Consider the following 25,669-nt stretch of genomic DNA (forward strand, 5'->3'; position numbering starts at 1 on the left):
TGGCAAACGGCCCCGCAAGGGGCCGTTCGCATTTATGGAGTCGTATACCCTGCATCCCTCTGCTGCTGTCTTCCTGTGGTTTGCCGCCGTGCTCGCGGTTCAGTATCTGGCTTATCCCGGCCTGCTGCTGATTTCCGCCTGCCTGCTGCTGATCCCCGGGGTCGCCCGCCCGTGGTTTGCATTTACCCGACGTGCCCGCTGGTTGTTGCTCAGCCTGTGGCTGATCCTGGCCTATCACACGCCAGGGGAAGCCTATGCCGATATCGCCTGGGCGCCGACCTACGAGGGTATGGCCGAGGCCAATGTCCATGCCTTGCGCCTGATCGTGATGCTCGGTTGCCTGTCGTGCCTCTTCTCGCGCCTGGGGCGGGAAGGGCTGCTGGCCGGTCTGGCAGGGCTGCTGTTGCCGGCCTCGCGTCTGGGCTTCGACGGCGAACGCCTGGTCGTTCGGCTGTCGCTGGTCCTGGAGCGCCTGCAGCAGGCACAGGAAAAAGGTGCCTGGCGCAAAGTGTTGTCGGCTGGCGGTGAGATGCACGACGGCCCGAATGTGCTGAGTTTGCAGACGCAGGCATGGCTGAGACGTGACAGCCTGCTGGTGCTGGTGTCGACACTGGCCTTGCTGGGGGTGATGGCGTGGTGAGGATTGCGCTCGGCGTCGAGTACTTCGGTTCGCCCTTTCACGGCTGGCAGAGTCAGGCCGGCGGCGGCACCGTGCAGGATGCGCTGGAGGCTGCCCTGGCGAAGATCGCCGGCCAGCCGGTGGCGACCTTGTGTGCCGGCCGCACCGATGCCGGCGTGCATGCGACGCAGCAGGTCGTGCATTTCGACGCGCCGGTCGAGCGACCGCTGACGGCCTGGGTGCGCGGCGTCAATACGCATCTGCCGGACGGTGTCGCGGTGCGCTGGGCGCAGCCGGTGAGCGATGAATTCCATGCTCGCTTCAGCGCCCACGGCCGGCGCTACCGCTACTTGCTGCTCAACCGGCCGCAGCGGCCTGGCCTGTGGCAGGGACGGGTCGGCTGGTTCCACCTGCCGCTCGACCTGGCGGCGATGCAGGATGCTTGCAGTCGACTGCTTGGCGAGCACGATTTTTCGGCCTTCCGGGCGGCGCAATGCCAGGCCAAGTCGCCGGTCAAATTGATGATCGGCGCCAGCGTCCGCCAGCACGGGGCAATGTTCGTCTTCGATTTTGCCGCCTCGGCCTTCCTGCACCACATGGTGCGCAATCTGGTCGGCACGCTGGTTCATGTCGGTAAAGGCGCGCAGTCGCCGGACTGGGTCGATGCGCTGCTGCAGATGCGCGACCGGACGCAGGCGGCACCGACTTTCTCGCCGGACGGCCTGTATTTTCGCGGTCCGGTTTATGCGCCGGAATGGGGGCTGCCCGAACCGGCCGATGATTTTCTCGATGGATTGCTGACATGAAAACCCGCATCAAGATCTGTGGCCTGACCCGCGAAGCTGACGTGGATGCCGCCGTCGCCGCCGGTGCCGACGCCATCGGTTTCGTCTTCTACTCGCCCAGTCCGCGTTACGTGACGCCGGAACGGGCCGCCGAACTGGCGCGCCGGGTGCCGCCCTTCGTCGATGTGGTCGGCTTGTTCGTCAATGCCTCGGCTGAGGAAATCGGGGCGACCTGCGCCGCAGTGCCGCTCAATTTGCTCCAATTTCACGGCGACGAGGCGCCGGCGTTCTGCCGCAGCTTCGCCAGACCCTGGCTGCGAGCGGCGCGCGTGAGGCCGGGGCTCGATCTGGTAGAATTCGCGCGCTCGTATTCCGATGCGCGCGGTTTGTTGCTCGATGCTTTTGTCGAAGGCTATGGTGGTGGCGGTCACGTGTTCGACTGGACGCTGATTCCGCCGGGCCTGCCGGGGCATCTGGTGCTTTCCGGCGGGCTGCACGCGGACAATGTCGGCGACGCGATCCGTCGGGTGCGACCGGTGGCGGTCGATGTCTCGTCGGGTGTCGAAGCGGGCAAGGGGATCAAGGATCACGACAAGATCGCCGCTTTTGTTGCTGCCGTTCGGGCAGCCGATGCGGCGATCGGCGAAGTTTAGGAAAATCATGCGGAAATCGGTGGGCGGTATCACCCGAACCTGTTGGCGGCGTCACCTGGCGAACCATCCCTGAAACGGGATCTTCGCCGGTTCCCGTTCACCCATTTTCCAGGAGTTTCGCCATGTCCCAATCGCAATACAATTTTCCCGACGCCAGCGGCCATTTCGGCCCCTACGGCGGCGTCTTCGTTGCCGAAACGCTGTTCGGCGCGCTCGATGAGCTGAAGGCCGCCTACGCTGCGGCCCAGGCCGACCCGGCCTTCCGCGCCGAGTACGATTACGAGCTCAAGCATTTCGTCGGCCGTCCGTCACCGATCTATCACGCCAAGCGCCTGTCCGAGGTCTGCGGTGGCGCCCAGATTTACTTGAAGCGCGAGGATCTGAACCATACCGGCGCGCACAAGGTGAACAACTGCATCGGCCAGGCCTTGCTGGCCAAGCGCATGGGCAAGCCGCGCGTCATCGCCGAAACCGGCGCTGGCCAGCACGGCGTCGCCACGGCGACGGTTGCCGCCCGCTACGGTTTCGAGTGCGTCGTCTACATGGGCAGCGAGGATGTGCGTCGCCAGGCGGCCAACGTCTATCGCATGAAGCTGCTCGGCGCCACCGTGGTACCCGTCGAGTCCGGCTCGAAGACGCTGAAGGACGCGCTCAACGAAGCGATGCGCGACTGGGTCACCAACATCCACAACACCTTCTACATCATCGGCACGGTCGCCGGTCCGCACCCGTATCCCATGCTGGTGCGCGACTTCCAGAAGATCATCGGCGAGGAATGCCTCGAACAGATGCCGGAAATGGCCGGGCGCCAGCCCGATGCGGTGATCGCTGCGGTCGGTGGCGGTTCCAACGCGATGGGCATCTTCTACCCCTACATCGACGTGCCGGATGTCCGCCTGATCGGTGTCGAAGCCGCCGGTTCCGGCATCGAGACCGGCATGCACGCCGCTTCGCTGACCGCCGGCGTCCCCGGCGTGCTGCACGGCAACCGCACCTACCTGCTGCAGAACGAGGACGGCCAGATCATCGAGACGCACTCGGTTTCCGCCGGCCTCGACTATCCCGGTGTCGGCCCGGAACACGCCTGGCTGAAGGACATCGGTCGCGCCGAATACCAGCCGATCAAGGACGGCGAGGCGCTCAAGGCCTTCCACGACCTGTGCCGCCTGGAAGGCATCATCCCGGCGCTGGAGTCCAGCCACGCCATCGCCTACGCGATGAAGCTGGCGCCGACACTGGCCAAGGACAAGATTCTGCTGGTCAACCTCTCCGGCCGGGGTGACAAGGACATGCACACCGTGGCCGAGAAGTCGGGGATCGTGTTTTGATGCCCCCACGCTCATTTCATTCGCTGCCCCCCGAGGGGGCGCTGGCCTCCTTTGGGGCGGCCCGGCAGGAGTCCGTCTGATGTCGCGCATCCAAAAAACTTTCGCACGCCTCAATGGCGAGGGCCGCAAGGCACTGATTCCCTTCATCACCGCCGGCGATCCCGATGCCGACCTGACCGTGCCGCTGATGCACGCCCTGGTCGAAGCCGGCGCCGACATCATCGAGCTGGGGGTGCCCTTCTCCGACCCGATGGCCGACGGCCCGACCATCCAGCGCGCGTCCGAGCGGGCGCTGGCCAAGGGCATGAGCCTGCGCAAGGTACTGCAACTGGTGACCCGCTTCCGTACCGAGGACGATAAGACGCCGGTGGTGCTGATGGGCTACGCCAATCCGATCGAAGCCATGGGCCTGACGACGTTCGCCGAGAAGGCCGCGCAATCGGGCGTCGATGGCGTGCTGGTGGTCGATTATCCGCCGGAAGAGGCGGAGAAATTCGGCGCGGCGATGAAGGCGCAGGGCATGGATCCGATCTTCCTGATCGCGCCGACTTCCAGCGCCGAGCGCATCGCTCACACGGCGAAGATCGCCAGCGGTTATGTCTATTACGTGTCGCTGGCCGGCGTGACCGGTTCCGGCGCGCTGAATGTGGAGGCGGTGGCGCAGAAGCTGCCGCTGATCCGCGAACAGACCGGTCTGCCGGTCGGTGTCGGCTTCGGCATCCGCGACGCGGCCACCGCCGCGCGCATCGCCGCGTTTGCCGATGCCGTCGTCGTCGGCAGCCGGATTATCGAAGAGATCGAGAAATCAACCGCGGGAACTGCCTGCGCCAACGTCAAGGCGCTGGTTGCAGAGATTCGTCGCGGTGTGGATGAGGTGAAGAAATGAGCTGGCTGACCAAACTGCTACCCCCGAAGATCAAGCGCGAACAGGGCGCCCAGCAGCGCCGCGGCAATCTGCCCGAAGGCCTGTGGAGCAAGTGCCCGGCCTGCGAGGCGGTGCTCTACGCGACCGATCTGCAGAACAACCTGCAGGTCTGCCCGAAGTGCGGTCATCACCACCGCATCAATGCCCGCCAGCGCCTCGACCTGCTGCTCGATCCGGAAGGCCGCTTCGAGATCGGTGCCGAGGTGGTGCCGGTGGACAGCCTCAAGTTCAAGGATTCGAAAAAGTACCCGGATCGCCTGATGGATGCCAACCGCGATACCGGCGAAAGCGATTCGCTGGTGGTCATGCAGGGCGCGATCAAGAACATTCCGGCGGTTGCCGCTGCCTTTGAATTCGACTTCATGGGCGGTTCGATGGGTTCGGTCCTCGGCGAGCGTTTCGTGCGCGGGGTCAACGTCGCGATCGAGCAGAAGACGCCGTTCATCTGCGTTGCCGCTTCCGGCGGTGCGCGCATGCAGGAAGGCCTGTTCTCGCTGATGCAGATGGCCAAGACAACGGCGGCGCTGACCCGCCTGTCGCAGGTCGGTCAGCCGTTCATCTCCATCCTGACCGACCCGACCATGGGCGGCGTTTCGGCCTCGTTCGCCTTCGTCGGCGACGTCGTCATCGCCGAACCGAACGCGCTGATCGGCTTCGCCGGCCCGCGCGTCATCGAGCAGACGGTGCGCGAGAAGCTGCCGGAAGGCTTCCAGCGTGCCGAGTTTCTGCTCGACAAGGGCGCCATCGACATGATCGTCGATCGCCGCGAAATGCGCGACCAGGTCGCGCGGACGCTGGCGCTGCTGCTCAACCAGCCGGCCGCCGCTTGAAGACTCTCGCCGACTGGCTGGTCCATCTCGAAGGCCTGCATCCGAAGGGGCAGGCCGGCATCGAGCTCGGCCTGGAACGCATCCGCCAGGTCAAGGCGGCGCTCGGCCAGGTCCAGCACTGCCCGGTGATCGTCGTCGGCGGCACCAACGGCAAGGGCTCGACCTGCGCCTACCTCGAGAACATCATCGATCGCGCCGGCTACAAGGTCGGCTGCTACACCTCGCCGCACATCCTCGCCTACAACGAACGCGTCCGCCTGAACGGCGTGCCGGTCGACGATGCCGCGCTCTGCGCCGCCTTCGCCAAGGTCGAGGCAGCGCGGTTGGCGACCGGTGTCGCCCTGACCTATTTCGAATTCGGCACGCTGGCCGCCTGGGAAGTCTTCGCCGCCGCCGGTGTCGAGGCGGCGGTGCTCGAAGTCGGCCTGGGCGGTCGCCTTGATGCGGTCAACGCCTACGAACCCGACGTCTCCATCGTCACCACCGTGGCCCTCGACCATACCGACTGGCTGGGGCCGGATCGCGAATCGATCGGCTTCGAGAAGGCCGGCATCTTCCGCGCCGGCAAGCCGGCGCTGTGCGCCGATCCGCAGCCGCCCCAACGCCTGCTCGACCACGCCGTGGCGATCGGCGCCGACCTGCGCCTGGTCGGCCGCGACTTCGGTTTCGAACGGCCTGGCGCCGAGGCCGCCGAAAACCGCCTGCAGTGGCGCTGGTGGTGCCGTAGCGGCGACCAGATCGTGCGCCGCTCGCTGGCCTATCCGGGGCTGCGCGGACCGACCCAGTTGTTCAACGCCAGCGTCGCCTTGGCCGCGCTGGAGGCCATCGCTGACCAGTTGCCGGTGACCATGCAGGCGATCCGTCCGGGCCTGATCGAAACCGAATTGAGCGGGCGCTTTCAGGTCGTTCCCGGCAAGCCGGCAATCGTCCTCGACGTCGGCCACAATCCGCAGGCGGTCAAGGTGCTCGCCGACAACCTCTCGAACATGGGTTTCTTCGACCGCACCCGGGCGGTGCTGGGCATGCTCGCCGACAAGGACATCGCCGGTGCTCTGGCGCCGCTCAAGGATCGCGTCGACGTCTGGCATCTGGCCAGTCTGCCGGGGCCGCGCGGCACGACCGCCGCGGCGCTGGCGCAGATCGTGCGCGATGCCGGGGTCGGCGGCGAGATCGTCTGCCACGACACGCCGGCCGAGGCAATGCGGGCGGCCCGGGAGGCAGCCGGGGAAAGTGATAGAATCCTCGCCTTCGGATCGTTCTACACGGTGGCCGGCGCGCTCGAAGCGCTGGGCAGGAAAGCCTGATTGATGGAAGACAACGACGTTCAGCTGCAGCTCAAGAAACGCGCCCGCCGCCGCCTGGTCGGCGCCGTCTTCTTCGTCTCGCTCGTCGCCCTGGTATTGCCGATGCTGATGGATCACGATCCGCGGCCACCCGTACAGGACGTCGAAATCCGCATTCCCGGCCAGGACGACAAACCCTTCGCGCCGGCGATGGTCGCCGTACCCGTCGAGAGCCCGCCCGAAAAACCCGTGCCGGCGAGTGAGGCGCCCGCCGCACCGGCTGCCCGCGTCGTCGAGGCCAGTCCGCCACCCGCGCCGGCGCCCGCGCCCGCCGTGGTCCAGCCGGCCCCGGCCAAGCCTGCCGATAAGCCGGTGGCCAAGGCGCCGGAAAAGCCGGTGGTCGAGAAAAAGCCGGAGGCGCCCACTGCGGCGGCCAACGACGAGGCCCGCCGGGCAGCGGCGATCCTTGCCGGACAGTCGCCGGCGCCAGCCCCGGCAGCGGCCGGCGCACCGCATCTGATCCTGATCGGTGCCTTCACCAACGAGGCCAACGTTGTCAGCCTGCGCAAGAAACTTGGCGAACTCGGCATCAAGACCTATACCGAACCGCTGGATTCGCCTCAGGGCAAGAAGACACGGGTCCGCGCCGGCCCCTTCCCGAACCGCGATGCGGCTGAAAAGGCACTGGAAAAGATGAAACGCATTGGCGTTTCCGGTGTCATTGCACCCAAGCCATGACCCTGTTCGACTACATTGCCGTGACCATCGTCCTGCTTTCCCTGGGCTTCGGCCTGTGGCGAGGTATGGTCAGCGAGGTCATTGCCTTGCTGGCCTGGGGCCTGGGCATATATGCGGCATTCAGTTTTGGCCCCGAACTCGGCGCGATGCTGCCCGCGGGGATCGAGGATCCGACGGTGCGAGCGCTGATCGGTTGTACGCTGATCTTCGTCGGCGTTCTGGTGGCGATGGCGATTGTCCGCCTGCTCATCCTCAAGGCAGTGAAAGCATTGGGGCTGTCGGTTTCCGACCGCCTCCTGGGCATGTTCTTCGGTCTGGCGCGGGGCCTGCTGTTGACCCTGCTGCTGGTGGCGCTCGGCGGCATGACGGCCGCCCCGAGCCAGCCATGGTGGCGCGGTGCAGCACTGGCGCCGCCGCTGGAAACGGCTGTGCTGGCAATGAAACCGATGTTGCCACACGATCTGGCCAAACGTATTCGATTCAGTTAATCAGGAAAATATCATGTGCGGGATTCTCGGCGTCTTGGCCACCACTCCGGTCAATCAATTGCTGTACGACGGACTCATGGTGCTGCAGCACCGCGGTCAGGATGCGGCCGGTATTGCCACGGCGGAAGGCAATACCTTCCACCTGCACAAGGGGCCGGGGCTGGTGCGCGACGTTTTCCGCACCCGCAACATGCGGGCGCTGCCGGGTAACTGCGGTATCGGCCACGTCCGCTACCCGACCGCCGGCTCAGCCTACAACTTTGCCGAGGCGCAGCCTTTCTACGTCAATTCGCCGTTTGGCATCGTGCTCGGTCACAACGGTAACCTGACCAACGCCGAGCAGTTGAAGGAGGAGATGTTCCGCCTTGATCGCCGACACATCAATACCAATTCCGATTCCGAAGTCCTGCTCAACGTGCTGGCGCATGAACTGCAGTCGGCGGCACACGGTTATGAACTGGATGTGGACAGCATTTTCCAGGCGGTGGCCGGTGTCCATCGCCGATGCCGCGGCGCCTACGCCGTTGTCGCTATCATCGCCGGCTATGGGCTGCTCGCGTTCCGCGACCCGCACGGTATCCGTCCGTTGATCTACGGTCAGAACGAAACCCCGGAAGGCACCGAGTACCTGGTTGCCTCCGAGTCGGTGGCGCTGGATACCCTGGGTTTCCAGACCATCCGCGACATCGAGCCGGGCGAGGCGGTGTTCATCGACCTCAATCACCAGTTGCACACCCGCCAATGCGCCCAGCAGCCGATGTACGCGCCGTGCATTTTCGAGTACGTCTATCTGGCCCGGCCGGACACCGTGATCGACCGCGTGCCGGTCTACGAAGCCCGTCTGGCGATGGGCGAATTGCTGGCCGAGAAGGTCAGGACGGCGATTCCGGTGGACGAGATCGACGTCGTCATTCCGATTCCCGATTCCAGCCGTCCCTCGGCCATGCAGTTGGCGCATGTGCTGAACATTCCGTTCCGCGAAGGCTTCGTCAAGAACCGCTACGTGGGCCGCACCTTCATCATGCCTGGCCAGGCGATGCGCAAGAAATCGGTGCGCCAGAAGCTGAACACCGTCGGCCAGGAGTTCAAGGGCAAGCGCGTGCTGTTGGTTGACGATTCCATCGTCCGTGGCACGACCAGCCGCGAGATCGTCGAGATGGCGCGAGCGGCCGGTGCGGTCAAGGTCTATTTCGCTTCCGCTGCGCCGCCGGTACGTTTCCCGAATGTCTACGGCATCGACATGCCGACGCGTGCCGAACTGATCGCCACCGGTCGCAGCGACGCCCAGATCGCCGCCGAAATCGGCGCCGATGCGCTGGTCTATCAGGACATCGAGGCGCTCAAGCAATCGATCACCAAGCTGCGCGCCGACCTGACCGTGTTCGACGCCTCCTGCTTCGACGGTTGCTACATCACCGGCGATATCGACGACTATTATCTCGATGCCGTCGAGGGCAAGCGCAGCAAGAAACCTGCGAAGAGCGACGACAAGAACGAAGACGATGGCGACGGCCGCGAATCGCAGCAGATGGTGCTCGGTCTGGCCAACGGCGGGCAGGAATGATGGCTGGGTTGCCGAACTACCGTCCGGAAACGCTGGCCGTTCGCGCCGGCCAGGAGCGTAGCCAGTTCGGCGAGCATGCCGAAGCGCTTTACCTGACGTCGAGCTTCGTCTTCGGCAGTGCCGCGCAGGCAGCGAAGCGCTTCTCCGGCGAAGAGGAAGGCAACGTCTACGCGCGCTTCTCCAACCCGACCGTGACCATGTTCGAGGAACGCCTGGCCGCGCTCGAAGGCGCCGAGGATTGCGTCGCCACCGCCAGCGGCATGGCGGCGATCATGGCGCTGTGCCTGGCGCACCTCAAGCAGGGCGACCACATCGTCGCCTCAAACAGCCTGTTCGGCGCCACCGTGCAACTGTTCAACAACATCCTGTCGCGCACCGGCATCACCACCACCTTCGTCTCGCATACCGACCCGGCGGCCTGGGAAGCGGCGATCCGCCCGGAAACCAGGCTGTTCTTCCTGGAAACACCGTCGAATCCGCTGACCGAAATCGCCGATATCCGGGCACTGAGTGCAATCGCTCACGCGCGCGGCATCCTGGTTGCGGTCGATAACTGCTTCTGCACGCCTATCCTGCAGAAGCCGCTGGAGATGGGCGCTGACCTCGTCGTCCATTCGGCGACCAAGTACATCGACGGCCAGGGGCGCGTCCTCGGCGGCGCCGTCTGCGGTCCGAAGAAGCTGACCGAGGAAGTTTTCAAGTACCTGCGTACCGCCGGGCCGACGCTGTCGGCGTTCAATGCCTGGGTCCTGCTCAAGGGCCTGGAAACGTTGAAAATCCGGATCGAGGCGCAGGCCGCCAATGCTGCACGGCTGGCCCACTGGCTGGAAGCGCACCCCAAGGTCGCCCGCGTTTTCTACCCGGGACTGCCGTCGCACCCGCAATACGCGCTGGCGCAGACGCAGCAGGCCAGTGGTGGCGCCATCGTCTCCTTCGAGGTCAAGGGCGCCCGCGAGCAGGCCTGGACGGTGGTGGATAACTGCCACCTGCTATCGATCACCGCCAATCTCGGCGACACCAAGACCACCATCACCCATCCCGCCTCGACCACGCACGGCCGCATTTCCCCGGAAGCCCGGGCCGCCGCCGGCATCAACGAAGGCCTGCTGCGCATCGCGGTCGGCCTGGAAGCGGTCGAGGATCTGCAGGCCGACCTCGAGCGCGGCCTTTCCCTGATCTGATTTTCCGTGCGGGCACCCGGCTGTGGCCGGGTGCCCGCCTTTGGAGCTGTCCATGCTTTTTTCCGAACTCGGCCTGAAGGCCGAAATCCAGCGTGCCGTTGCCGAACAAGGCTACGACACGCCGACGCCGATCCAGCAGCAGGCGATTCCCGCCGTGCTCGCCGGCCATGACCTGATGGCGACGGCACAGACCGGCACCGGCAAGACCGCCGGCTTCACGCTGCCCATCCTGCACCGCCTGGCCGGTGGTGCCAATGACCGCCTGACGCGCATCGCCAAGACGCCGCGCGTGCTGGTGCTGACGCCGACCCGCGAACTGGCGATCCAGGTCGAGGAAAGCGTGCGCACCTACGGCAAACACCTGCCGATCAATTCGCTGGCCGTCTTCGGCGGCGTCGGCATCAACCCCCAGATCGCCAATCTGCGCCGCGGCGTGGATATCCTGGTGGCAACACCGGGGCGCCTGCTCGACCACGTTCAGCAGAAGACGGTTGATCTGTCGGCGATCGAGATCTTCGTCCTCGACGAAGCTGATCGCATGCTCGACATGGGCTTCATTCGCGACATCCGCAAGATCATCGCGCTGCTACCCAAGCAACGGCAGAACCTGCTGTTCTCGGCGACCTTTTCGCCGGAAATCCGCGAACTCGCCGCCGGCCTGCTCAACCAGCCGGTGTCGGTCGACGTCGCGCCGCGTAACACGGCGGCCGAGACGGTGACCCAGAAAGTCATCGAGACCGACCGCGAGCGCAAGAAGGAGCTGCTCTGCCACCTGTTCCAGACGCATGGTTGGCACCAGGTGCTGGTCTTCGCCCGGACCAAGCACGGCGCCGACGCGCTGGCGCGGACGCTGGACAAGGCCGGCATCAAGGCGGCGGCAATCCATGGCGACAAATCGCAAGGGGCGCGCACCCGCGTCCTTTCCGAGTTCAAGGAAGGCAAGCTGGTCGCGCTGGTCGCCACCGACATCGCGGCGCGCGGCATCGACATCGACGCACTGCCCTACGTGATCAATTACGAGCTGCCCAACGTGCCCGAGGACTACGTCCACCGCATCGGCCGTACCGGTCGCGCCGGCATGGTCGGCGAGGCGATCTCGCTGGTCTGCCACGATGAGCGGGCTCAGCTAAAGGACATCGAGAAGCTGATCAAGCGGACGCTGGATCGTGTTGCCATCGAAGGCTTCGAACAATCGGCGGTGGCCAAGCCGCGGCCGCCGCAACCGCCGCGCGGGCCGCGTCGGGATGACTCCCGGGCAAGAGCGGGCAATGGTCAGCGTGGTGCGGGCAAACCGTCCGTCCATCCCAGCGGAAAGCGTCACCGCTGAAAAAAGAAGGTCTCCCAAATGGGGAGACCTTCTTTTCCTTCCTCGGGTGCTGATCGGCTATAATCTCGGCCCGACTTCAGCCCCCATAGCATGAAGGTCGTGCAGTTGATTTGTAATCATCAGGTGTTGGTTCGATTCCGACTGGGGGCACCATCATTGTTGATACTGCCGTAGCCAAGTCGGTGCGACAGATCAGCGGCTGCCTGCTGCATGGCGCGGGCGGTCGGGCTGTCCCATTCCACGTCGAACTCCCCGACCGAACCCAGTGAAGTGATGGCGGCGACCATGCGTTCGCTGTGATCGTATACCGGCGCACTGAAGCCGTTGATGCCGGGGGTCAGGCTTCCGGTGGCGCGGGAAAGTCCGCGCTCGCGGATTTCGGTCAGCGTCTTTTCCAGTTGTCGGCGGCACGTGCCAATGGCCGTCTTGCTTGACAGGGCCTGCTCATGCAACTCCTCGTCAATCATTTTCTTGAGGAAGGGCGAGCGATAGAATGCGGCAAAGGCGCGGCCGGTGGCCGAGCGGCTGAGCGAGAGAACTGTGCCCGGGCGCAAGGTAATCGTGATCGGGCTGCCGGCATCCACGATCCGGACGATGGTTGCCCCATGTGTTCCCCAGACAGCCAGTGCGACAGTTTCATGAATCGTTTCGCACAGCGAATCGAGCACGGGGCCGGCCAATCTGACCGGATCCAGTCTGCCGAGTCCGGAGAGTCCAAGGTCAAGTGCGTAGGCGCCGAGATCGTAACGGCCGGTGCCGGCATCCTGCTCGACGATACCGATGCGCATGAAGCTGACCAGGTAGCGATGTGCTTTGGCCGCAGGCATGCCAGCCCCCTTGGCGATGTCGCGCAACATCATTGATCGATTGTTCTTGGCAAGTACGTCGAGCAGGCGAAAGCCGACCTCGATGGATTGGATGCCTTGTCGTTCGCTGGCTACTTTTGTGATCATGGTGCGTGTGCCGAATCAAAGTCCATATTCTATGCATCTATGACGCCCTTGCGTGCGGCAATATAATTGCACCTCCAATATAGAGGGAGGTGGTATGCGGGCTGTTCTCGTGGCAAATCCCAAGGGTGGGGCGGGTAAGACCACCTTGGCGACGAATCTCTCCGGTCATTTTGCCAATCAGGGCAAGGTGACAACGCTGTGTGATCTCGACCGGCAGCAATCGGCATTGCGCTGGATGGCTTTTCGCGATCCCTCGCTGCCGGCGGTGACTGGCTACTATGGCGGCAATCAGATATCCCTGAGTCTGCCGCGCGAAGCCGACTGGGTCGTTGTCGATGCGCCGGCTGGGCTGCAGGGATACAAACTCACCGATTACATTCGCGCCGTCGATCGAGTCGTTGTTCCGCTGGTGCCTTCGGTCTTCGATATGGCGGCCACGGAAGACTTTCTCAACTCCATTCGTAGCGAAATCCGCGGCCAGCGCGCCAAGGTCGCAATTGTCGCGATGCGTGTTGATCCGCGCACCAGGGCGGCGGCAATGCTGGAAGAGTTCCTCAAACATTTCGACCTGCCCATCGTTGCCTATCTCCGGAATACACAGAACTACGTCAATGCAGCCGCTGCCGGGGCGACAGTCTTCGATCCGCCGCGGGCGCGCAATAAGAAGGACGTCGAACAGTGGAGAACCCTGCTGGAGTGGCTGGAGAATTAAATTCCATTAATTTGCTTCGAGGGGTTGACGAGGGGGCGGAAGCTCTGCATAATTCGGCCTCTCTGACGGACGCGGGGTGGAGCAGTCTGGCAGCTCGTCGGGCTCATAACCCGAAGGTCGCAGGTTCAAATCCTGCCCCCGCAACCAGCGAAGGTTGTTGGTGTAAGCGGAAGTCAGAGAATGTAGTGAAGCAGTGAGGTGAAAGAAATTTTGCTGAAGTGCTTGACGGAGGTGAGGAAGTGTTACATAATCTCGCTTCTCTGCTGCAGACGAATTGATGGATTGATTTGGCGCGGCGATGCTCTTTAAAAGTTTGGACAACCGATAGGTGTGGGTGTCTTGATGCAGTGGTTTCGGCCACGAAATGTATTAAGGCAAACGCACTAAATAAGATGGAGAGATCCATCGAGGTAGAGAAATCTACCGTCAGTGAATTTGCGAGTTTGTTGGATTGAACTGAAGAGTTTGATCCTGGCTCAGATTGAACGCTGGCGGCATGCCTTACACATGCAAGTCGAACGGCAGCACGGGCTTCGGTCTGGTGGCGAGTGGCGAACGGGTGAGTAATGCATCGGAACGTACCCGGGAGTGGGGGATAACTATCCGAAAGGATAGCTAATACCGCATATTCTGTGCGCAGGAAAGCAGGGGATCTTCGGACCTTGTGCTCCCGGAGCGGCCGATGTCAGATTAGCTAGTTGGTGGGGTAAAGGCCTACCAAGGCGACGATCTGTAGCGGGTCTGAGAGGATGATCCGCCACACTGGAACTGAGACACGGTCCAGACTCCTACGGGAGGCAGCAGTGGGGAATTTTGGACAATGGGGGCAACCCTGATCCAGCCATGCCGCGTGAGTGAAGAAGGCCTTCGGGTTGTAAAGCTCTTTCGGCCGGGAAGAAATCGCGTTGGCTAATACCCAGCGTGGATGACGGTACCGGAATAAGAAGCACCGGCTAACTACGTGCCAGCAGCCGCGGTAATACGTAGGGTGCGAGCGTTAATCGGAATTACTGGGCGTAAAGCGTGCGCAGGCGGTTTTTTAAGATAGGCGTGAAATCCCCGGGCTCAACCTGGGAACTGCGCTTATGACTGGAAGACTAGAGTATGGCAGAGGGGGGTGGAATTCCACGTGTAGCAGTGAAATGCGTAGAGATGTGGAGGAACACCGATGGCGAAGGCAGCCCCCTGGGCCAATACTGACGCTCATGCACGAAAGCGTGGGGAGCAAACAGGATTAGATACCCTGGTAGTCCACGCCCTAAACGATGTCAACTAGTTGTTGGGAGGGTAAAACCTTTTAGTAACGGAGCTAACGCGTGAAGTTGACCGCCTGGGGAGTACGGCCGCAAGGTTAAAACTCAAAGGAATTGACGGGGACCCGCACAAGCGGTGGATGATGTGGATTAATTCGATGCAACGCGAAAAACCTTACCTACCCTTGACATGCCAGGAACTTGCCAGAGATGGCTTGGTGCCCGAAAGGGAGCCTGGACACAGGTGCTGCATGGCTGTCGTCAGCTCGTGTCGTGAGATGTTGGGTTAAGTCCCGCAACGAGCGCAACCCTTGTCGTTAATTGCCATCATTTGGTTGGGCACTTTAACGAGACTGCCGGTGACAAACCGGAGGAAGGTGGGGATGACGTCAAGTCCTCATGGCCCTTATGGGTAGGGCTTCACACGTCATACAATGGTCGGTACAGAGGGTTGCCAAGCCGCGAGGTGGAGCCAATCCCAGAAAGCCGATCGTAGTCCGGATTGTAGGCTGCAACTCGCCTGCATGAAGTCGGAATCGCTAGTAATCGCGGATCAGCATGTCGCGGTGAATACGTTCCCGGGTCTTGTACACACCGCCCGTCACACCATGGGAGCGGGTTCCGCCAGAAGTGGGTAGCCTAACCGCAAGGAGGGCGCTTACCACGGCGGGGTTCGTGACTGGGGTGAAGTCGTAACAAGGTAGCCGTAGGGGAACCTGCGGCTGGATCACCTCCTTTCTAGAGAAGCATCCTGGCACCCACAACCTATCGGTTGTTCAGAAGTAGCAAACAGACGAGGGTCTGTAGCTCAGTCGGTTAGAGCACCGTCTTGATAAGGCGGGGGTCGTTGGTTCGATTCCAACCAGACCCACCAACGTCACCACGGGGGATTAGCTCAGCTGGGAGAGCACCTGCTTTGCAAGCAGGGGGTCGTCGGTTCGATCCCGTCATCCTCCACCAAAACCTAAAGATAAGCAGCGATGTTTATCTTTGGCTTTTGGGCAACCAATTGCTACGTTCTTTAACAAAATGGAAGAAGGTTGTGTATCGCAGTGATGAGCTGCTGATACACGTTGTGATTGCATCTGTTCTCATTTCTAGCCGAAATGAGACAGCACAAATATGAGTTTGCCTGTAGCCGTTCTCGAAAGAGAACACAAGGTTATAGGATCAAGCGACTAAGTGCATGTGGTGGATGCCTTGGCGATCACAGGCGATGAAGGACGTGCAAGCCTGCGAAAAGCGGGGGGGAGCTGGCAATGAAGCTTTGATCCCCCGATATCCGAATGGGGAAACCCACCTCTTTGAGGTATCGCTTACTGAATACATAGGTAAGCGAGGCGAACCCGGCGAACTGAAACATCTAAGTAGCCGGAGGAAAAGAAATCAACCGAGATTCCCCTAGTAGTGGCGAGCGAATGGGGAAGAGCCTGCTAGTGATAGCGGAACTGTTAGAAGAACGGAATGGAAAGTCCGGCCGTAGTGGGTGATAGCCCCGTACTCGAAAACAGATCCGTGGTACTAAGTTAGCGAAAAGTAGGGCGGGGCACGTGAAACCTTGTCTGAACATGGGGGGACCATCCTCCAAGGCTAAATACTCGTGATCGACCGATAGTGAACCAGTACCGTGAGGGAAAGGCGAAAAGAACCCCGGGAGGGGAGTGAAATAGAACCTGAAACCGCATGCATACAAACAGTGGGAGCCTCCTTGTGGGGTGACTGCGTACCTTTTGTATAATGGGTCAGCGACTTACGTTGTGTTGCGAGCTTAACCGAATAGGGAAGGCGTAGCGAAAGCGAGTCTGATAAGGGCGTTGAGTAGCACGGCGTAGACCCGAAACCAAGTGATCTATCCATGGCCAGGATGAAGGTGCCGTAACAGGTACTGGAGGTCCGAACCCACTAACGTTGAAAAGTTAGGGGATGAGCTGTGGATAGGGGTGAAAGGCTAAACAAACTTGGAAATAGCTGGTTCTCCCCGAAAACTATTTAGGTAGTGCGTCTTGTATCACTGACGGGGGTAAAGCACTGTTATGGCTAGGGGGTCATCGCGACTTACCAAACCATGGCAAACTCTGAATACCGTCAAGTGCGAGCAAGGCAGACAGACAGTGGGTGCTAACGTCCATTGTCAAGAGGGAAACAACCCAGACCGCCAGCTAAGGTCCCCAAGACATGGTTAAGTGGGAAACGAAGTGGGAAGGCATAGACAGCTAGGAGGTTGGCTTAGAAGCAGCCACCCTTTAAAGAAAGCGTAATAGCTCACTAGTCGAGTCGTCCTGCGCGGAAGATGTAACGGGGCTCAAACCATGCACCGAAGCTGCGGATATCCGTAAGGATATGGTAGGGGAGCGTTCTGTAGGTCTGTGAAGGTGTCTTGTAAAGGATGCTGGAGATATCAGAAGTGCGAATGCTGACATGAGTAGCGATAAAGGGAGTGAAAAGCTCCCTCGCCGAAAGCCCAAGGTTTCCTACGCAACGTTCATCGGCGTAGGGTGAGTCGGCCCCTAAGGCGAGGCTGAAAAGCGTAGTCGATGGGAAACAGGTCAATATTCCTGTACCGATTCTAGATGCGATGTGGGGACGGAGAAGGTTAGGTCAGCCAACTGTTGGAATAGTTGGTTTAAGCGTGTAGGCGTGCCCCTTAGGCAAATCCGGGGGGCTAAGCTGAGGCGTGACGACGAGGCACTACGGTGCTGAAGTGATTGATACCATGCTTCCAGGAAAAGCCACTAAGCTTCAGTCTAGATTCGACCGTACCGCAAACCGACACAGGTGGGCAGGATGAAAATTCTAAGGCGCTTGAGAGAACTCAGGAGAAGGAACTCGGCAAATTGACACCGTAACTTCGGGAGAAGGTGTGCCCCGGTAGGTTGTAGAGATTTACTCTCGAAGGCCGATGGGGTTGCAGTGAAATGGTGGCTGCGACTGTTTAATAAAAACACAGCACTCTGCAAACACGAAAGTGGACGTATAGGGTGTGACGCCTGCCCGGTGCTGGAAGATTAATTGATGGGGTGCAAGCCCTTGATCGAAGTCCCAGTAAACGGCGGCCGTAACTATAACGGTCCTAAGGTAGCGAAATTCCTTGTCGGGTAAGTTCCGACCTGCACGAATGGCGTAACGATGGCCACACTGTCTCCTCCTGAGACTCAGCGAAGTTGAAATGTTTGTGAAGATGCAATCTCCCCGCGGCAAGACGGAAAGACCCCATGAACCTTTACTGCAGCTTTGCATTGGACTTTGAACCGGTTTGTGTAGGATAGGTGGGAGACTGTGAAACCGGAACGCTAGTTTCGGTGGAGTCGTCCTTGAAATACCACCCTGATTTGTTTGAGGTTCTAACCTTGATCAGTGAATCCTGATCGGGGACCGTGCATGGTAGGCAGTTTGACTGGGGCGGTCTCCTCCCAAAAGGTAACGGAGGAGTACGAAGGTACGCTTAGGGCGGTCGGACATCGCCCATAAAGTGCAATGGCAAAAGCGTGCTTGACTGCGAGACCCACAAGTCGAGCAGGTGCGAAAGCAGGTCATAGTGATCCGGTGGTTCTGTATGGAAGGGCCATCGCTCAACGGATAAAAGGTACTCTGGGGATAACAGGCTGATACCGCCCAAGAGTTCATATCGACGGCGGTGTTTGGCACCTCGATGTCGGCTCATCTCATCCTGGGGCTGTAGCCGGTCCCAAGGGTATGGCTGTTCGCCATTTAAAGAGGTACGTGAGCTGGGTTTAAAACGTCGTGAGACAGTTTGGTCCCTATCTGCCGTGGGCGCTGGAAATTTGAAGGGGGCTGCTCCTAGTACGAGAGGACCGGAGTGGACGAACCTCTGGTGTACCGGTTATGACGCCAGTCGTATCGCCGGGTAGCTATGTTCGGAAGAGATAAACGCTGAAAGCATCTAAGCGTGAAACTCGCCTTAAGATAAGATTTCCCGGAGTCTTGAACTCCCTAAAGGGTCGTCGAAGACCACGACGTTGATAGGTCAGGTGTGGAAGCGCAGTAATGCGTTAAGCTAACTGATACTAATTGCCCGTGCGGCTTGATCCTATAACCTTGTAACACTGCAGCAAACTCATACCGCAGTCACAACATCAACCTTCTACCATTTTGCGTTCGGCGCGACTCAACCCGCGACGAACATACAAGTTACGCTTGGCGGCAATAGCCTTCTGGACCCACCCCTTCCCTTCCCGAACAGGACCGTGAAACAGATGAGCGCCAATGATAGTGAGCTTCCGCTCGCGAAAGTAGGTCACCGCCAGGCTACCCAATACCAAAACCCCCTCAGAAAACACTGAGGGGGTTTTTGCGTTCTTGAACGACGAAACCACGGGGAATTTAGTTGTCGATCCTCGGGGCGGGAAAGGCGCTCTGTGCTAGAATTCGCACCGGCGGGTCTCCCCGCATTGTAGTGTGGTGAACCTGGTCAGGTCCGGAAGGAAGCAGCCACAGCCATTAACTGCAAGTGCCGGGGGTTAGGCTCGCCACTTTCATTTTTGCTTTGGTGTGGGGCGCATGAGTTACCAGGTTCTCGCCCGCAAGTGGCGACCGCGCAATTTTTCGACACTCGTCGGCCAGGAACATGTGGTTCGGGCGTTGACGCATGCATTGTCCGAACAGCGGCTACATCATGCGTACTTGTTCACCGGTACGCGCGGGGTCGGCAAGACCACCATTGCGCGCATCCTGGCCAAATCCCTGAATTGCGAAACCGGCATCACCGCCACGCCTTGCGGCAAGTGCTCGGCCTGCCAGGAAATCGATGCCGGACGTTTCGTCGATCTGCTGGAAGTCGATGCGGCAACCAATACCCGTGTCGATGAAATGCGTCAGTTGCTCGAGAACGCAATCTACGCACCGACGCGTGGCCGTTTCAAGGTTTACGTGATCGACGAAGTGCACATGCTGTCGACGTCGGCGTTCAATGCCATGCTGAAGACGCTGGAGGAACCGCCGGAGCACGTCAAGTTCATTCTGGCGACGACGGATCCACAGAAGATTCCGGTGACCGTCCTGTCGCGCTGTCTGCAGTTCAACCTCAAGCAGATGCCGGCACCGGCCATCTCCGGTCATCTGGCGAACATCCTGCAAGCCGAGGACATCCCGTTCGATCAAGGGGCCTTGGCCCTGATTGCCCGTTCGGCCGGCGGTAGCATGCGTGATTCGCTGTCCCTGCTCGACCAGGCCATTGCGCATGGTGCCGGGCGGGTGGACGAGTCACAGGTCCGGGTCATGTTGGGTAGCGTCGACCAGGATCATCTGTTTTCGATACTGGAAGCGCTGCACGAAGGTAATGCCTCGGCTTTGCTGCAGGTCGCGTCGACGCTGGCGGTGCGCAGCCTCTCCTTTGCCAGTGCGCTGCAGGAACTCGCCGCATTGTTGACGCGTATCCAGGTGGCGCAATGCGTACCTGAGGCGGTCGATGACGAGGATCCGGATCGCGAGCGCATTACGCTGCTGGCGCGCATGCTGTCGCCCGAGTTTGTTCAGTTGGCCTACCAGATCGTCAATCTCGGTCGCGCCGAACTGGGCCTGGCGCCGGACGAGCATGCCGGGTTCCTGATGACCCTGTTACGCCTGCATGCTTTCCGGCCGCGCGGCGTGCCGGAAATGCTGGATACGGTTCGTGCAACACCGCGTCCGACTGCTGTGTCGGCGGCACCCGTGCCCAAGGCACCGGTGGCTGCAGTGACGCCGCCGGCAGCGGCTGCCGAGCGAGCCGCGCCCGCGGCGAAGTCGTTCGCGGAAGATGCTGGCGATGACTGGAATGCCACGGTGGCCCGTCTGGCGCTGAGTGGCCTGGCCAAGGAGTTGGCGCTGAATTGCGAATTGCGGGCACTCGAGGAAGGGCGTTGTCTGTTGCGCTTGCCCTCGACGAAGGGGCACCTGCAGATTAAGCCGTCGCCTGAGCGTTTGCAGCAGGCCTTGAGTGAATACTTTGGTCGGCCACTAGTGCTGAAAATCGAACTTGGTGATCCTTCGTCGGAGACGCCGGCCGAACAGGCGGGGCGGCAGCGGCAGGCGCGTCAGGCCGACGCAGAGGCGGCTATTGAACAGGACATGTTCGTTCAGGAGGCGATTTCCTCACTGGACGCTTCGATTGTGAAATCTTCCATTAAACCCATTGATTGACGGAGCAGCACATGATTAAGGGCGGTTTGGGCGGCCTGATGAAGCAGGCCCAGATGATGCAGGAAAACATGAAGAAGGCGCAGGAGCAACTGGCGCATACTGAAGTCGAAGGTCAGGCCGGTGCCGGCATGGTCAAGGTGGTGATGACCTGCGCGCATGATGTGCGCCGCGTTTCCATCGATCCTTCAGTCATGGACGACCGTGAGATGCTAGAAGACCTGATCGCGGCCGCGATGAACGACGCTGCGCGCAAGGGCGAAGCACTGAGCCAGGAAAAGATGTCCGGCTTCACCGCCGGCATGAATCTGCCGCCGGGTTTCAAGCTGCCGTTCTGACGTGAATCCCAGTGGACTTGAGGCCCTGATCGAGGCCCTGCGCTGTCTGCCGGGGATCGGCCCCAAGTCGGCCCAGCGGCTGGCCTATCACCTGATGCAGCATGACCGGGCTGGGGCCGCCCGGCTGGGTGATGCGATCCAGCATGCCCTGCAGGCGATTCGCCATTGTCAGCGCTGCAATACATTCACCGAGCTCGATATCTGCGAGCGCTGTGCTTCGCCACGGCGCGATCCCAGTCTGCTTTGCGTGGTCGAGACGCCGGTCGACATGAACATGATGGAGCAGACCCAGGCTTATCAGGGGCTTTATTACGTCCTGATGGGCAGGATTTCGCCCATGGATGGCATCGGCCCGCGCGACCTTGCCCTGGAACGTTTGCTGGCCCGGGCCAGTGATGGCCTGGTGCGTGAAGTCATCCTGGCGACCAACTACACCAACGAAGGCGAAGCAACGGCGCATTACATCATGGCCATGCTCAAGGCGCGCGATATCAATGTCACCCGGATCGCTCGCGGGGTGCCCGTCGGCGGCGAACTTGAGTACGTCGACGCCGGAACGCTGGCGCAGGCTTTGCGCGAACGCAAGCTTCTTGGTTCATCCTGATTGCGACAGCGGCTTTTATCGGGGGTTCCATTGGCGTATAATTTAGCGTTTGTTTTTAAACCCATTCAATTCCTTCAGGGGTCAGCGTTATGAGCAATCAAGGGAAAGTGGACTGCGGCCGGCGGCGTCTAGTCGTCGCAACCGCAGCCGTGGGCGGTGTGGGCGCGGTTGCCGCGCTCGTGCCGTTCGTGTCCAGTTTGCTTCCGTCCGAACGTGCCAAGGCAGCAGGCGCACCGGTCGAAGTCGATATCAGCAAGCTGGAAGCCGGTCAGATGATGACCGTCGAATGGCGTGGCAAGCCGGTCTGGATCATCAACCGGACCCCGGAAATGCTCGAAACGCTGCCCAAGCTGGCCGATCAGATGGCCGACCCGAATTCAGAAGTGAAGTCGCAGCAGCCCGATTACGCTGCCAACCCGACCCGTTCGATCAAGGAAAACCTGCTGGTCGTCGTCGGCATCTGTACCCACCTGGGTTGCTCGCCGACTTCGAAGTTCAAGGCCGGTGCCGAAGAAGGCATGGCTGGCGACTGGCTCGGCGGCTTCCTGTGCCCCTGCCACGGTTCGACATTCGACTTCGCCGGCCGCGTGTTCAAGGCGAAGCCTGCACCGACCAATCTCGAAGTGCCGCCGCACGTGTATCTGGCTGATACCCGTATCCTGATCGGCGAAGACAAGAAGGGGGCATGACCATGGCTGGTGGAAATTTCGAAAAGTACAAGTCGGACGGCTCGCTGGCCGGCAACGTGCTGGAATGGGTTGATGCCCGTTTCCCGGCAACCTCGATGTGGAAGGGTCACCTTTCCGAATACTACGCACCGAAGAACTTCAACTTCTGGTATTTCTTCGGCTCGCTGGCCCTGCTGGTTCTGGTCATCCAGATCGTCACCGGCATCTTCCTGGTCATGCACTACAAGCCGGATGCCTCGCTGAACGCCGCCGGTGTGCCGGTCGCCTTCGCCTCGGTCGAATACATCATGCGCGACGTGCCGGGTGGCTGGCTGATCCGCTACATGCACTCGACCGGTGCCTCGGCCTTCTTCATCGTGGTCTATCTGCACATGTTCCGTGGCCTGATCTACGGTTCGTACCGCAAGCCGCGCGAGCTGACCTGGCTGTTCGGCGTCGGCATCTTCCTGGTGCTGATGGGCGAAGCCTTCTTCGGTTACCTGCTCCCGTGGGGGCAGATGTCGTACTGGGGTGCCCAGGTGATCGTGAACCTGTTCGGTGCCATTCCTGTGGTCGGTAACGATCTGTCGATCCTGATCCGCGGCGACTTCGTCGTTGGCGATGCGACCCTGAACCGCTTCTTCTCCTTCCACGTGATCGCCTTCCCGCTGGTGCTGATCGGTCTGGTTGCCGCGCACATTCTGGCGCTGCACGAAACCGGCTCGAACAACCCGGACGGTATCGACATCAAGGAAAAGAAGGACGAGAAGGGCATTCCGCTCGACGGCATTCCGTTCCATCCGTACTACACGGTCAAGGACATCGTAGGCGTGGTCGTCTTCCTGATGGCTTTCAGCGCGATCATGTTCTTCGCGCCGGAAGGTGGCGGCCTGTTCCTGGAAACGCCGAACTTCTATCCGGCCGATCCGCTTAAGACGCCGCCGCATATCGCGCCGGTCTGGTACTTCACCCCGTACTACTCGATCCTGCGTGCCATCGTCTGGAACTTCTTCGGTCTTGATGCCAAGTTCTGGGGTGTGGTCGCCATGGGCGCCTCGGTCGTGATCTTCGCCTTCCTGCCGTGGCTCGATCGTAGCCCGGTACGTTCGATCCGCTATCGCGGCCCGATCACCAAGGTGATGATCACCCTGTTCGTGATCTGCTTCCTCATCCTAGGTTATCTGGGTACCCAGTCGCCGTCCGCGATGGGCGAACTGATCTCGCAGATCTGTACGGTGTTCTATTTCGGTTTCTTCCTCGCCATGCCGTGGTGGTCCCGGATGGACAAGTTCAAGCCGGTTCCCGAACGTGTCACGAAGTGAGAGGGTGCATAAAATGAAAAAATTTCTGATCGCATTGCTCTTCGCACCGGTTCTGGCTTTTGCGGCCGGTGCCAACGTGCCGCTCGACAAGTGGCCCGGTTCGGTGAGCGACAAGGCCGCACTGCAGAATGGTGCCAAGCTGTTCGTCAATTACTGTATGAACTGTCATGGCGCTTCCTACATGCGCTACAAGAACCTGATGGATCTTGGCCTAACCGAACAACAGGTCAAGGAAAACCTGATGTTCACCAGCGACAAGATCGGTGACCTGATGATGGTTGCTGCCCGTCATGACGAGCAGAAGCTGTGGTTCGGCGCGATGCCGCCGGATCTGACCATCATCGCTCGTGCCCGTGGCGAATTGGGTAATCCGGGTGCTGGTGCCGACTGGTTGTACACCTATCTGCGTACTTTCTATCAGGACGAAAAGCGTCCGACCGGCTGGAACAACGTTGCCTTCGAAGCTGTCGGCATGCCGCACGTGCTGTGGGAACTGCAGGGTACCCAGGTGATGAACCATGAAACGCACAAGCTCGAACTGGCCGTTCCCGGCAAGATGAGCCCGGCGGAGTTCGACAAGGCAGTTTCCGACCTGGTCGGATTCATGGTCTGGATGGGCGAACCGCAACAGGAGTACCGCAAGACGCTCGGCATTTTCGTGCTGGCCTTCCTGGCGCTGCTCTTCGTGGTGGCTTACGCCCTGAAGAAGGAATACTGGAAAGACATTCACTGATCCTTCCCGGATCGGCTGACGGCATCGTGGGTTAGACTTCGGTCTGCCCCCGGTGCCGAATCTCATTTTGAGGGTTGCTAAACATGATGAACCTCTACTCGGGCACGACCTGCCCCTTCAGTCACCGTTGCCGCATCGTCCTGTTCGAAAAGGGCATGGACTTTCAGGTAATCGACGTCGATCTGTTCTCCAAGGCCGACGAAATGGCCGCGATCAATCCGCACGGCCGCGTGCCGGTGCTGGCCGAACGTGATCTGGTGCTGTTCGAACCGAACATCATCAACGAATACATCGACGAGCGTTTCCCGCATCCGCAGCTGATGCCGGCCGACCCGATCATGCGTGCGCGTGCCCGCCAGTTGCTGATCGGCATGGAGCGCGAGATCTTCTCGCACATGGAAATCATCGAGAAGAACGGCAAGACCGCCGACAAGGCCCGCCAGGAAATCAAGGCGCGTCTGACCGAGATCGTGCCCATCTTCAACAAGCAGAAGTTCATGCTGGGTGATGAGTTCTCCATGCTTGACGTCGCCATCGCCCCGCTGCTGTGGCGTCTCGACCACTACGGCATCGACCTCGGCAAGGCTGCGGCACCGCTGATGAAGTACGCCGAGCGCATCTTCAGCCGTCAGGGCTTCATCGACGCGCTGACGCCGTCCGAAAAGGCCATGCGCAAGTAAGATGGAACTGCCGTCCACCAAGCCCTACTTGCTGCGCGCCATCTGGGAGTGGTGCTGCGATAACGGCTTTACGCCCTACATCGCGGTCCAGGTCGATGCGCGCACCCAGGTGCCGCGTGAGTTCGTCCGCGATGGTCAGATCGTGCTCAATCTCGGCCCGGATGCAACCAACAAGTTGCAGATGGGTAACGAACTGATCGAGTTCCAGGCCCGCTTCGGTGGCGTGGCCCGGGAGCTGTCGGTGCCGGTGGGCCAGATATCGGCAATCTATGCGCGGGAGAACGGGGCCGGCATGGCTTTTGAAACCGGCGACGAGACCCTGCCTTTCGACGAGAACGAAGAAGCCGTACCGATGGACGAAGTCCCCGATGACGAGCCGCCATCGCCGTCACACCCCGAAGGCGGGCGGCCCAAGCTGCAACGCGTCAAATAGGGACACGGCATCCCCGGGATGCACCAAAAATGGGAGAACCGGAATCGGGTTTTCCCTTTTTTTATGGCAACTCCTTGATTTTTATGGGTGGCATGCCTGTTGCTCAATGCTCGACCGGAA

Annotated in this window: 22 protein-coding genes, 4 tRNA genes, 3 rRNA genes and 1 other RNA gene; 29 read left to right on the top strand and 1 reads right to left on the bottom strand. The window is 60.9% G+C overall.

Annotation, left to right across the window (positions count from 1 at the left end):
* The first annotated feature begins 34 nt into the window (after nucleotides 1-34).
* The 13 genes from AADV58_RS05685 (at nucleotide 35) to AADV58_RS05745 (ending at nucleotide 11,874) form a co-directional block, all read left to right on the top strand.
* Complete coding sequence (locus tag AADV58_RS05685) at nucleotides 35-640, top strand: CbiQ family ECF transporter T component (protein WP_028993506.1); 606 nt, start codon at nucleotides 35-37, stop codon at nucleotides 638-640.
* Entirely contained in the window at nucleotides 637-1,425 is a 789-nt protein-coding gene (gene truA / locus AADV58_RS05690; RefSeq protein ID WP_028993505.1) for a tRNA pseudouridine(38-40) synthase TruA, read from the top strand. The genes AADV58_RS05685 and truA overlap by 4 nt, the downstream gene beginning before the upstream one ends.
* The gene (locus tag AADV58_RS05695) at nucleotides 1,422-2,057 is read left to right on the top strand and encodes a phosphoribosylanthranilate isomerase (protein WP_341744296.1); all 636 of its coding nucleotides are present in this window, start codon (nucleotides 1,422-1,424) and stop codon (nucleotides 2,055-2,057) included. The genes truA and AADV58_RS05695 overlap by 4 nt, the downstream gene beginning before the upstream one ends.
* Nucleotides 2,058-2,179: 122 nt before the next feature.
* Nucleotides 2,180-3,385, top strand: a complete 1,206-nt coding sequence (trpB, locus tag AADV58_RS05700) for a tryptophan synthase subunit beta (protein WP_028993503.1) — start codon at nucleotides 2,180-2,182, stop codon at nucleotides 3,383-3,385.
* 79 nt (nucleotides 3,386-3,464) lie between these two features.
* Nucleotides 3,465-4,271 (top strand): tryptophan synthase subunit alpha, encoded by an 807-nt coding sequence (gene trpA, locus AADV58_RS05705; protein WP_341744297.1) that lies wholly within the window; start codon nucleotides 3,465-3,467, stop codon nucleotides 4,269-4,271.
* Nucleotides 4,268-5,140 (top strand): acetyl-CoA carboxylase, carboxyltransferase subunit beta, encoded by an 873-nt coding sequence (gene accD, locus AADV58_RS05710; protein WP_028993501.1) that lies wholly within the window; start codon nucleotides 4,268-4,270, stop codon nucleotides 5,138-5,140. The genes trpA and accD overlap by 4 nt, the downstream gene beginning before the upstream one ends.
* Entirely contained in the window at nucleotides 5,137-6,444 is a 1,308-nt protein-coding gene (gene folC / locus AADV58_RS05715) for a bifunctional tetrahydrofolate synthase/dihydrofolate synthase (RefSeq protein WP_341744298.1), read from the top strand. The genes accD and folC overlap by 4 nt, the downstream gene beginning before the upstream one ends.
* A gap of 3 nt (nucleotides 6,445-6,447) precedes the next feature.
* The gene (locus AADV58_RS05720) at nucleotides 6,448-7,161 is read left to right on the top strand and encodes an SPOR domain-containing protein (RefSeq protein WP_298395046.1); all 714 of its coding nucleotides are present in this window, start codon (nucleotides 6,448-6,450) and stop codon (nucleotides 7,159-7,161) included.
* Complete coding sequence (locus AADV58_RS05725) at nucleotides 7,158-7,649, top strand: CvpA family protein (RefSeq protein ID WP_298395043.1); 492 nt, start codon at nucleotides 7,158-7,160, stop codon at nucleotides 7,647-7,649. Before AADV58_RS05720 ends, AADV58_RS05725 begins: the two co-directional genes overlap by 4 nt.
* A 13-nt stretch (nucleotides 7,650-7,662) precedes the next feature.
* Entirely contained in the window at nucleotides 7,663-9,213 is a 1,551-nt protein-coding gene (gene purF / locus AADV58_RS05730) for an amidophosphoribosyltransferase (RefSeq protein ID WP_028993497.1), read from the top strand.
* Nucleotides 9,213-10,394 (top strand): O-succinylhomoserine sulfhydrylase, encoded by a 1,182-nt coding sequence (locus AADV58_RS05735; protein WP_088177937.1) that lies wholly within the window; start codon nucleotides 9,213-9,215, stop codon nucleotides 10,392-10,394. The genes purF and AADV58_RS05735 overlap by 1 nt, the downstream gene beginning before the upstream one ends.
* Before the next feature lie 52 nt (nucleotides 10,395-10,446).
* Nucleotides 10,447-11,721, top strand: coding sequence for a DEAD/DEAH box helicase (locus AADV58_RS05740; RefSeq protein WP_341744299.1), 1,275 nt, complete (start codon nucleotides 10,447-10,449; stop codon nucleotides 11,719-11,721).
* 79 nt (nucleotides 11,722-11,800) lie between these two features.
* Nucleotides 11,801-11,874 (top strand) — tRNA-Thr (locus tag AADV58_RS05745).
* Here AADV58_RS05745 and AADV58_RS05750 read toward each other — a convergent pair.
* The gene (locus AADV58_RS05750) at nucleotides 11,841-12,674 is read right to left on the bottom strand and encodes an IclR family transcriptional regulator (protein WP_051295186.1); all 834 of its coding nucleotides are present in this window, start codon (nucleotides 12,672-12,674) and stop codon (nucleotides 11,841-11,843) included. The two genes, AADV58_RS05745 and AADV58_RS05750, sit on opposite strands and share 34 nt — an antisense overlap.
* Nucleotides 12,675-12,768: 94 nt before the next feature.
* Here AADV58_RS05750 and AADV58_RS05755 point away from each other — a divergent pair, with 94 nt between their 5' ends.
* The 16 genes from AADV58_RS05755 to AADV58_RS05830 all read left to right on the top strand — a co-directional run bounded on the left by AADV58_RS05755 (nucleotide 12,769) and on the right by AADV58_RS05830 (nucleotide 25,549).
* A complete protein-coding gene (locus AADV58_RS05755) occupies nucleotides 12,769-13,386 on the top strand; it encodes an AAA family ATPase (RefSeq protein ID WP_028993494.1) in 618 nt (205 codons plus the stop codon).
* Between the two features lie 70 nt (nucleotides 13,387-13,456).
* Nucleotides 13,457-13,533, top strand: a tRNA-Met gene (locus tag AADV58_RS05760).
* Nucleotides 13,534-13,839: 306 nt separating this feature from the next.
* Nucleotides 13,840-15,377, top strand: a 16S ribosomal RNA gene (locus AADV58_RS05765).
* Nucleotides 15,378-15,436: 59 nt separating this feature from the next.
* Nucleotides 15,437-15,513: transfer RNA gene (locus AADV58_RS05770), tRNA-Ile, on the top strand.
* Nucleotides 15,514-15,523: 10 nt separating this feature from the next.
* Nucleotides 15,524-15,599: transfer RNA gene (locus tag AADV58_RS05775), tRNA-Ala, on the top strand.
* A gap of 208 nt (nucleotides 15,600-15,807) precedes the next feature.
* Nucleotides 15,808-18,689, top strand: a 23S ribosomal RNA gene (locus AADV58_RS05780).
* Between the two features lie 104 nt (nucleotides 18,690-18,793).
* Nucleotides 18,794-18,906 (top strand): 5S ribosomal RNA (rrf, locus tag AADV58_RS05785).
* The 16S, 23S and 5S rRNA genes sit together here with 3 tRNA genes alongside, the layout of an rRNA operon.
* A 126-nt stretch (nucleotides 18,907-19,032) precedes the next feature.
* An RNA gene (ffs, locus tag AADV58_RS05790) (signal recognition particle sRNA small type) lies at nucleotides 19,033-19,131 on the top strand.
* 26 nt (nucleotides 19,132-19,157) lie between these two features.
* Complete coding sequence (dnaX, locus tag AADV58_RS05795) at nucleotides 19,158-20,774, top strand: DNA polymerase III subunit gamma/tau (protein WP_341744300.1); 1,617 nt, start codon at nucleotides 19,158-19,160, stop codon at nucleotides 20,772-20,774.
* Nucleotides 20,775-20,788: 14 nt separating this feature from the next.
* Nucleotides 20,789-21,109: a YbaB/EbfC family nucleoid-associated protein gene (locus AADV58_RS05800; RefSeq protein WP_424243841.1), complete on the top strand. Its 321-nt coding sequence runs from the start codon at nucleotides 20,789-20,791 to the stop codon at nucleotides 21,107-21,109.
* A 1-nt stretch (nucleotide 21,110) separates the two neighbouring features.
* Nucleotides 21,111-21,713: a recombination mediator RecR gene (gene recR, locus AADV58_RS05805; protein WP_028996256.1), complete on the top strand. Its 603-nt coding sequence runs from the start codon at nucleotides 21,111-21,113 to the stop codon at nucleotides 21,711-21,713.
* 89 nt (nucleotides 21,714-21,802) lie between these two features.
* On the top strand, nucleotides 21,803-22,402 hold the full coding sequence (gene petA, locus AADV58_RS05810) for a ubiquinol-cytochrome c reductase iron-sulfur subunit (protein WP_028996255.1): 600 nt from the start codon (nucleotides 21,803-21,805) through the stop codon (nucleotides 22,400-22,402).
* 2 nt (nucleotides 22,403-22,404) lie between these two features.
* Nucleotides 22,405-23,703 (top strand): cytochrome b, encoded by a 1,299-nt coding sequence (locus tag AADV58_RS05815; protein WP_028996254.1) that lies wholly within the window; start codon nucleotides 22,405-22,407, stop codon nucleotides 23,701-23,703.
* A gap of 13 nt (nucleotides 23,704-23,716) precedes the next feature.
* Nucleotides 23,717-24,436: a cytochrome c1 gene (locus tag AADV58_RS05820; protein WP_028996253.1), complete on the top strand. Its 720-nt coding sequence runs from the start codon at nucleotides 23,717-23,719 to the stop codon at nucleotides 24,434-24,436.
* An 83-nt stretch (nucleotides 24,437-24,519) separates the two neighbouring features.
* Entirely contained in the window at nucleotides 24,520-25,116 is a 597-nt protein-coding gene (locus tag AADV58_RS05825; RefSeq protein ID WP_028996252.1) for a glutathione S-transferase N-terminal domain-containing protein, read from the top strand.
* A gap of 1 nt (nucleotide 25,117) precedes the next feature.
* Nucleotides 25,118-25,549, top strand: a complete 432-nt coding sequence (locus AADV58_RS05830) for a ClpXP protease specificity-enhancing factor (RefSeq protein WP_028996251.1) — start codon at nucleotides 25,118-25,120, stop codon at nucleotides 25,547-25,549.
* Nucleotides 25,550-25,669 lie beyond the last annotated feature (120 nt).

The organism is Azonexus hydrophilus (assembly GCF_038368255.1).
GTDB lineage: Bacteria > Pseudomonadota > Gammaproteobacteria > Burkholderiales > Rhodocyclaceae > Azonexus > Azonexus hydrophilus.

Bases quoted from the DNA above. Each gene is read 5' to 3' on its own strand.
- AADV58_RS05685 (WP_028993506.1), top strand. From the start codon at position 35: ATGGAGTCGTATACCCTGCATCCCTCTGCTGCTGTCTTCCTGTGGTTT.
- AADV58_RS05695 (WP_341744296.1), top strand. From the start codon at position 1,422: ATGAAAACCCGCATCAAGATCTGTGGCCTGACCCGCGAAGCTGACGTG.
- trpB (WP_028993503.1), top strand. From the start codon at position 2,180: ATGTCCCAATCGCAATACAATTTTCCCGACGCCAGCGGCCATTTCGGC.
- trpA (WP_341744297.1), top strand. From the start codon at position 3,465: ATGTCGCGCATCCAAAAAACTTTCGCACGCCTCAATGGCGAGGGCCGC.
- accD (WP_028993501.1), top strand. From the start codon at position 4,268: ATGAGCTGGCTGACCAAACTGCTACCCCCGAAGATCAAGCGCGAACAG.
- AADV58_RS05720 (WP_298395046.1), top strand. From the start codon at position 6,448: ATGGAAGACAACGACGTTCAGCTGCAGCTCAAGAAACGCGCCCGCCGC.
- AADV58_RS05725 (WP_298395043.1), top strand. From the start codon at position 7,158: ATGACCCTGTTCGACTACATTGCCGTGACCATCGTCCTGCTTTCCCTG.
- purF (WP_028993497.1), top strand. From the start codon at position 7,663: ATGTGCGGGATTCTCGGCGTCTTGGCCACCACTCCGGTCAATCAATTG.
- AADV58_RS05735 (WP_088177937.1), top strand. From the start codon at position 9,213: ATGGCTGGGTTGCCGAACTACCGTCCGGAAACGCTGGCCGTTCGCGCC.
- AADV58_RS05740 (WP_341744299.1), top strand. From the start codon at position 10,447: ATGCTTTTTTCCGAACTCGGCCTGAAGGCCGAAATCCAGCGTGCCGTT.
- AADV58_RS05750 (WP_051295186.1), bottom strand. From the start codon at position 12,674: ATGATCACAAAAGTAGCCAGCGAACGACAAGGCATCCAATCCATCGAG.
- AADV58_RS05755 (WP_028993494.1), top strand. From the start codon at position 12,769: ATGCGGGCTGTTCTCGTGGCAAATCCCAAGGGTGGGGCGGGTAAGACC.
- dnaX (WP_341744300.1), top strand. From the start codon at position 19,158: ATGAGTTACCAGGTTCTCGCCCGCAAGTGGCGACCGCGCAATTTTTCG.
- petA (WP_028996255.1), top strand. From the start codon at position 21,803: ATGAGCAATCAAGGGAAAGTGGACTGCGGCCGGCGGCGTCTAGTCGTC.
- AADV58_RS05815 (WP_028996254.1), top strand. From the start codon at position 22,405: ATGGCTGGTGGAAATTTCGAAAAGTACAAGTCGGACGGCTCGCTGGCC.
- AADV58_RS05820 (WP_028996253.1), top strand. From the start codon at position 23,717: ATGAAAAAATTTCTGATCGCATTGCTCTTCGCACCGGTTCTGGCTTTT.
- AADV58_RS05825 (WP_028996252.1), top strand. From the start codon at position 24,520: ATGATGAACCTCTACTCGGGCACGACCTGCCCCTTCAGTCACCGTTGC.
- AADV58_RS05830 (WP_028996251.1), top strand. From the start codon at position 25,118: ATGGAACTGCCGTCCACCAAGCCCTACTTGCTGCGCGCCATCTGGGAG.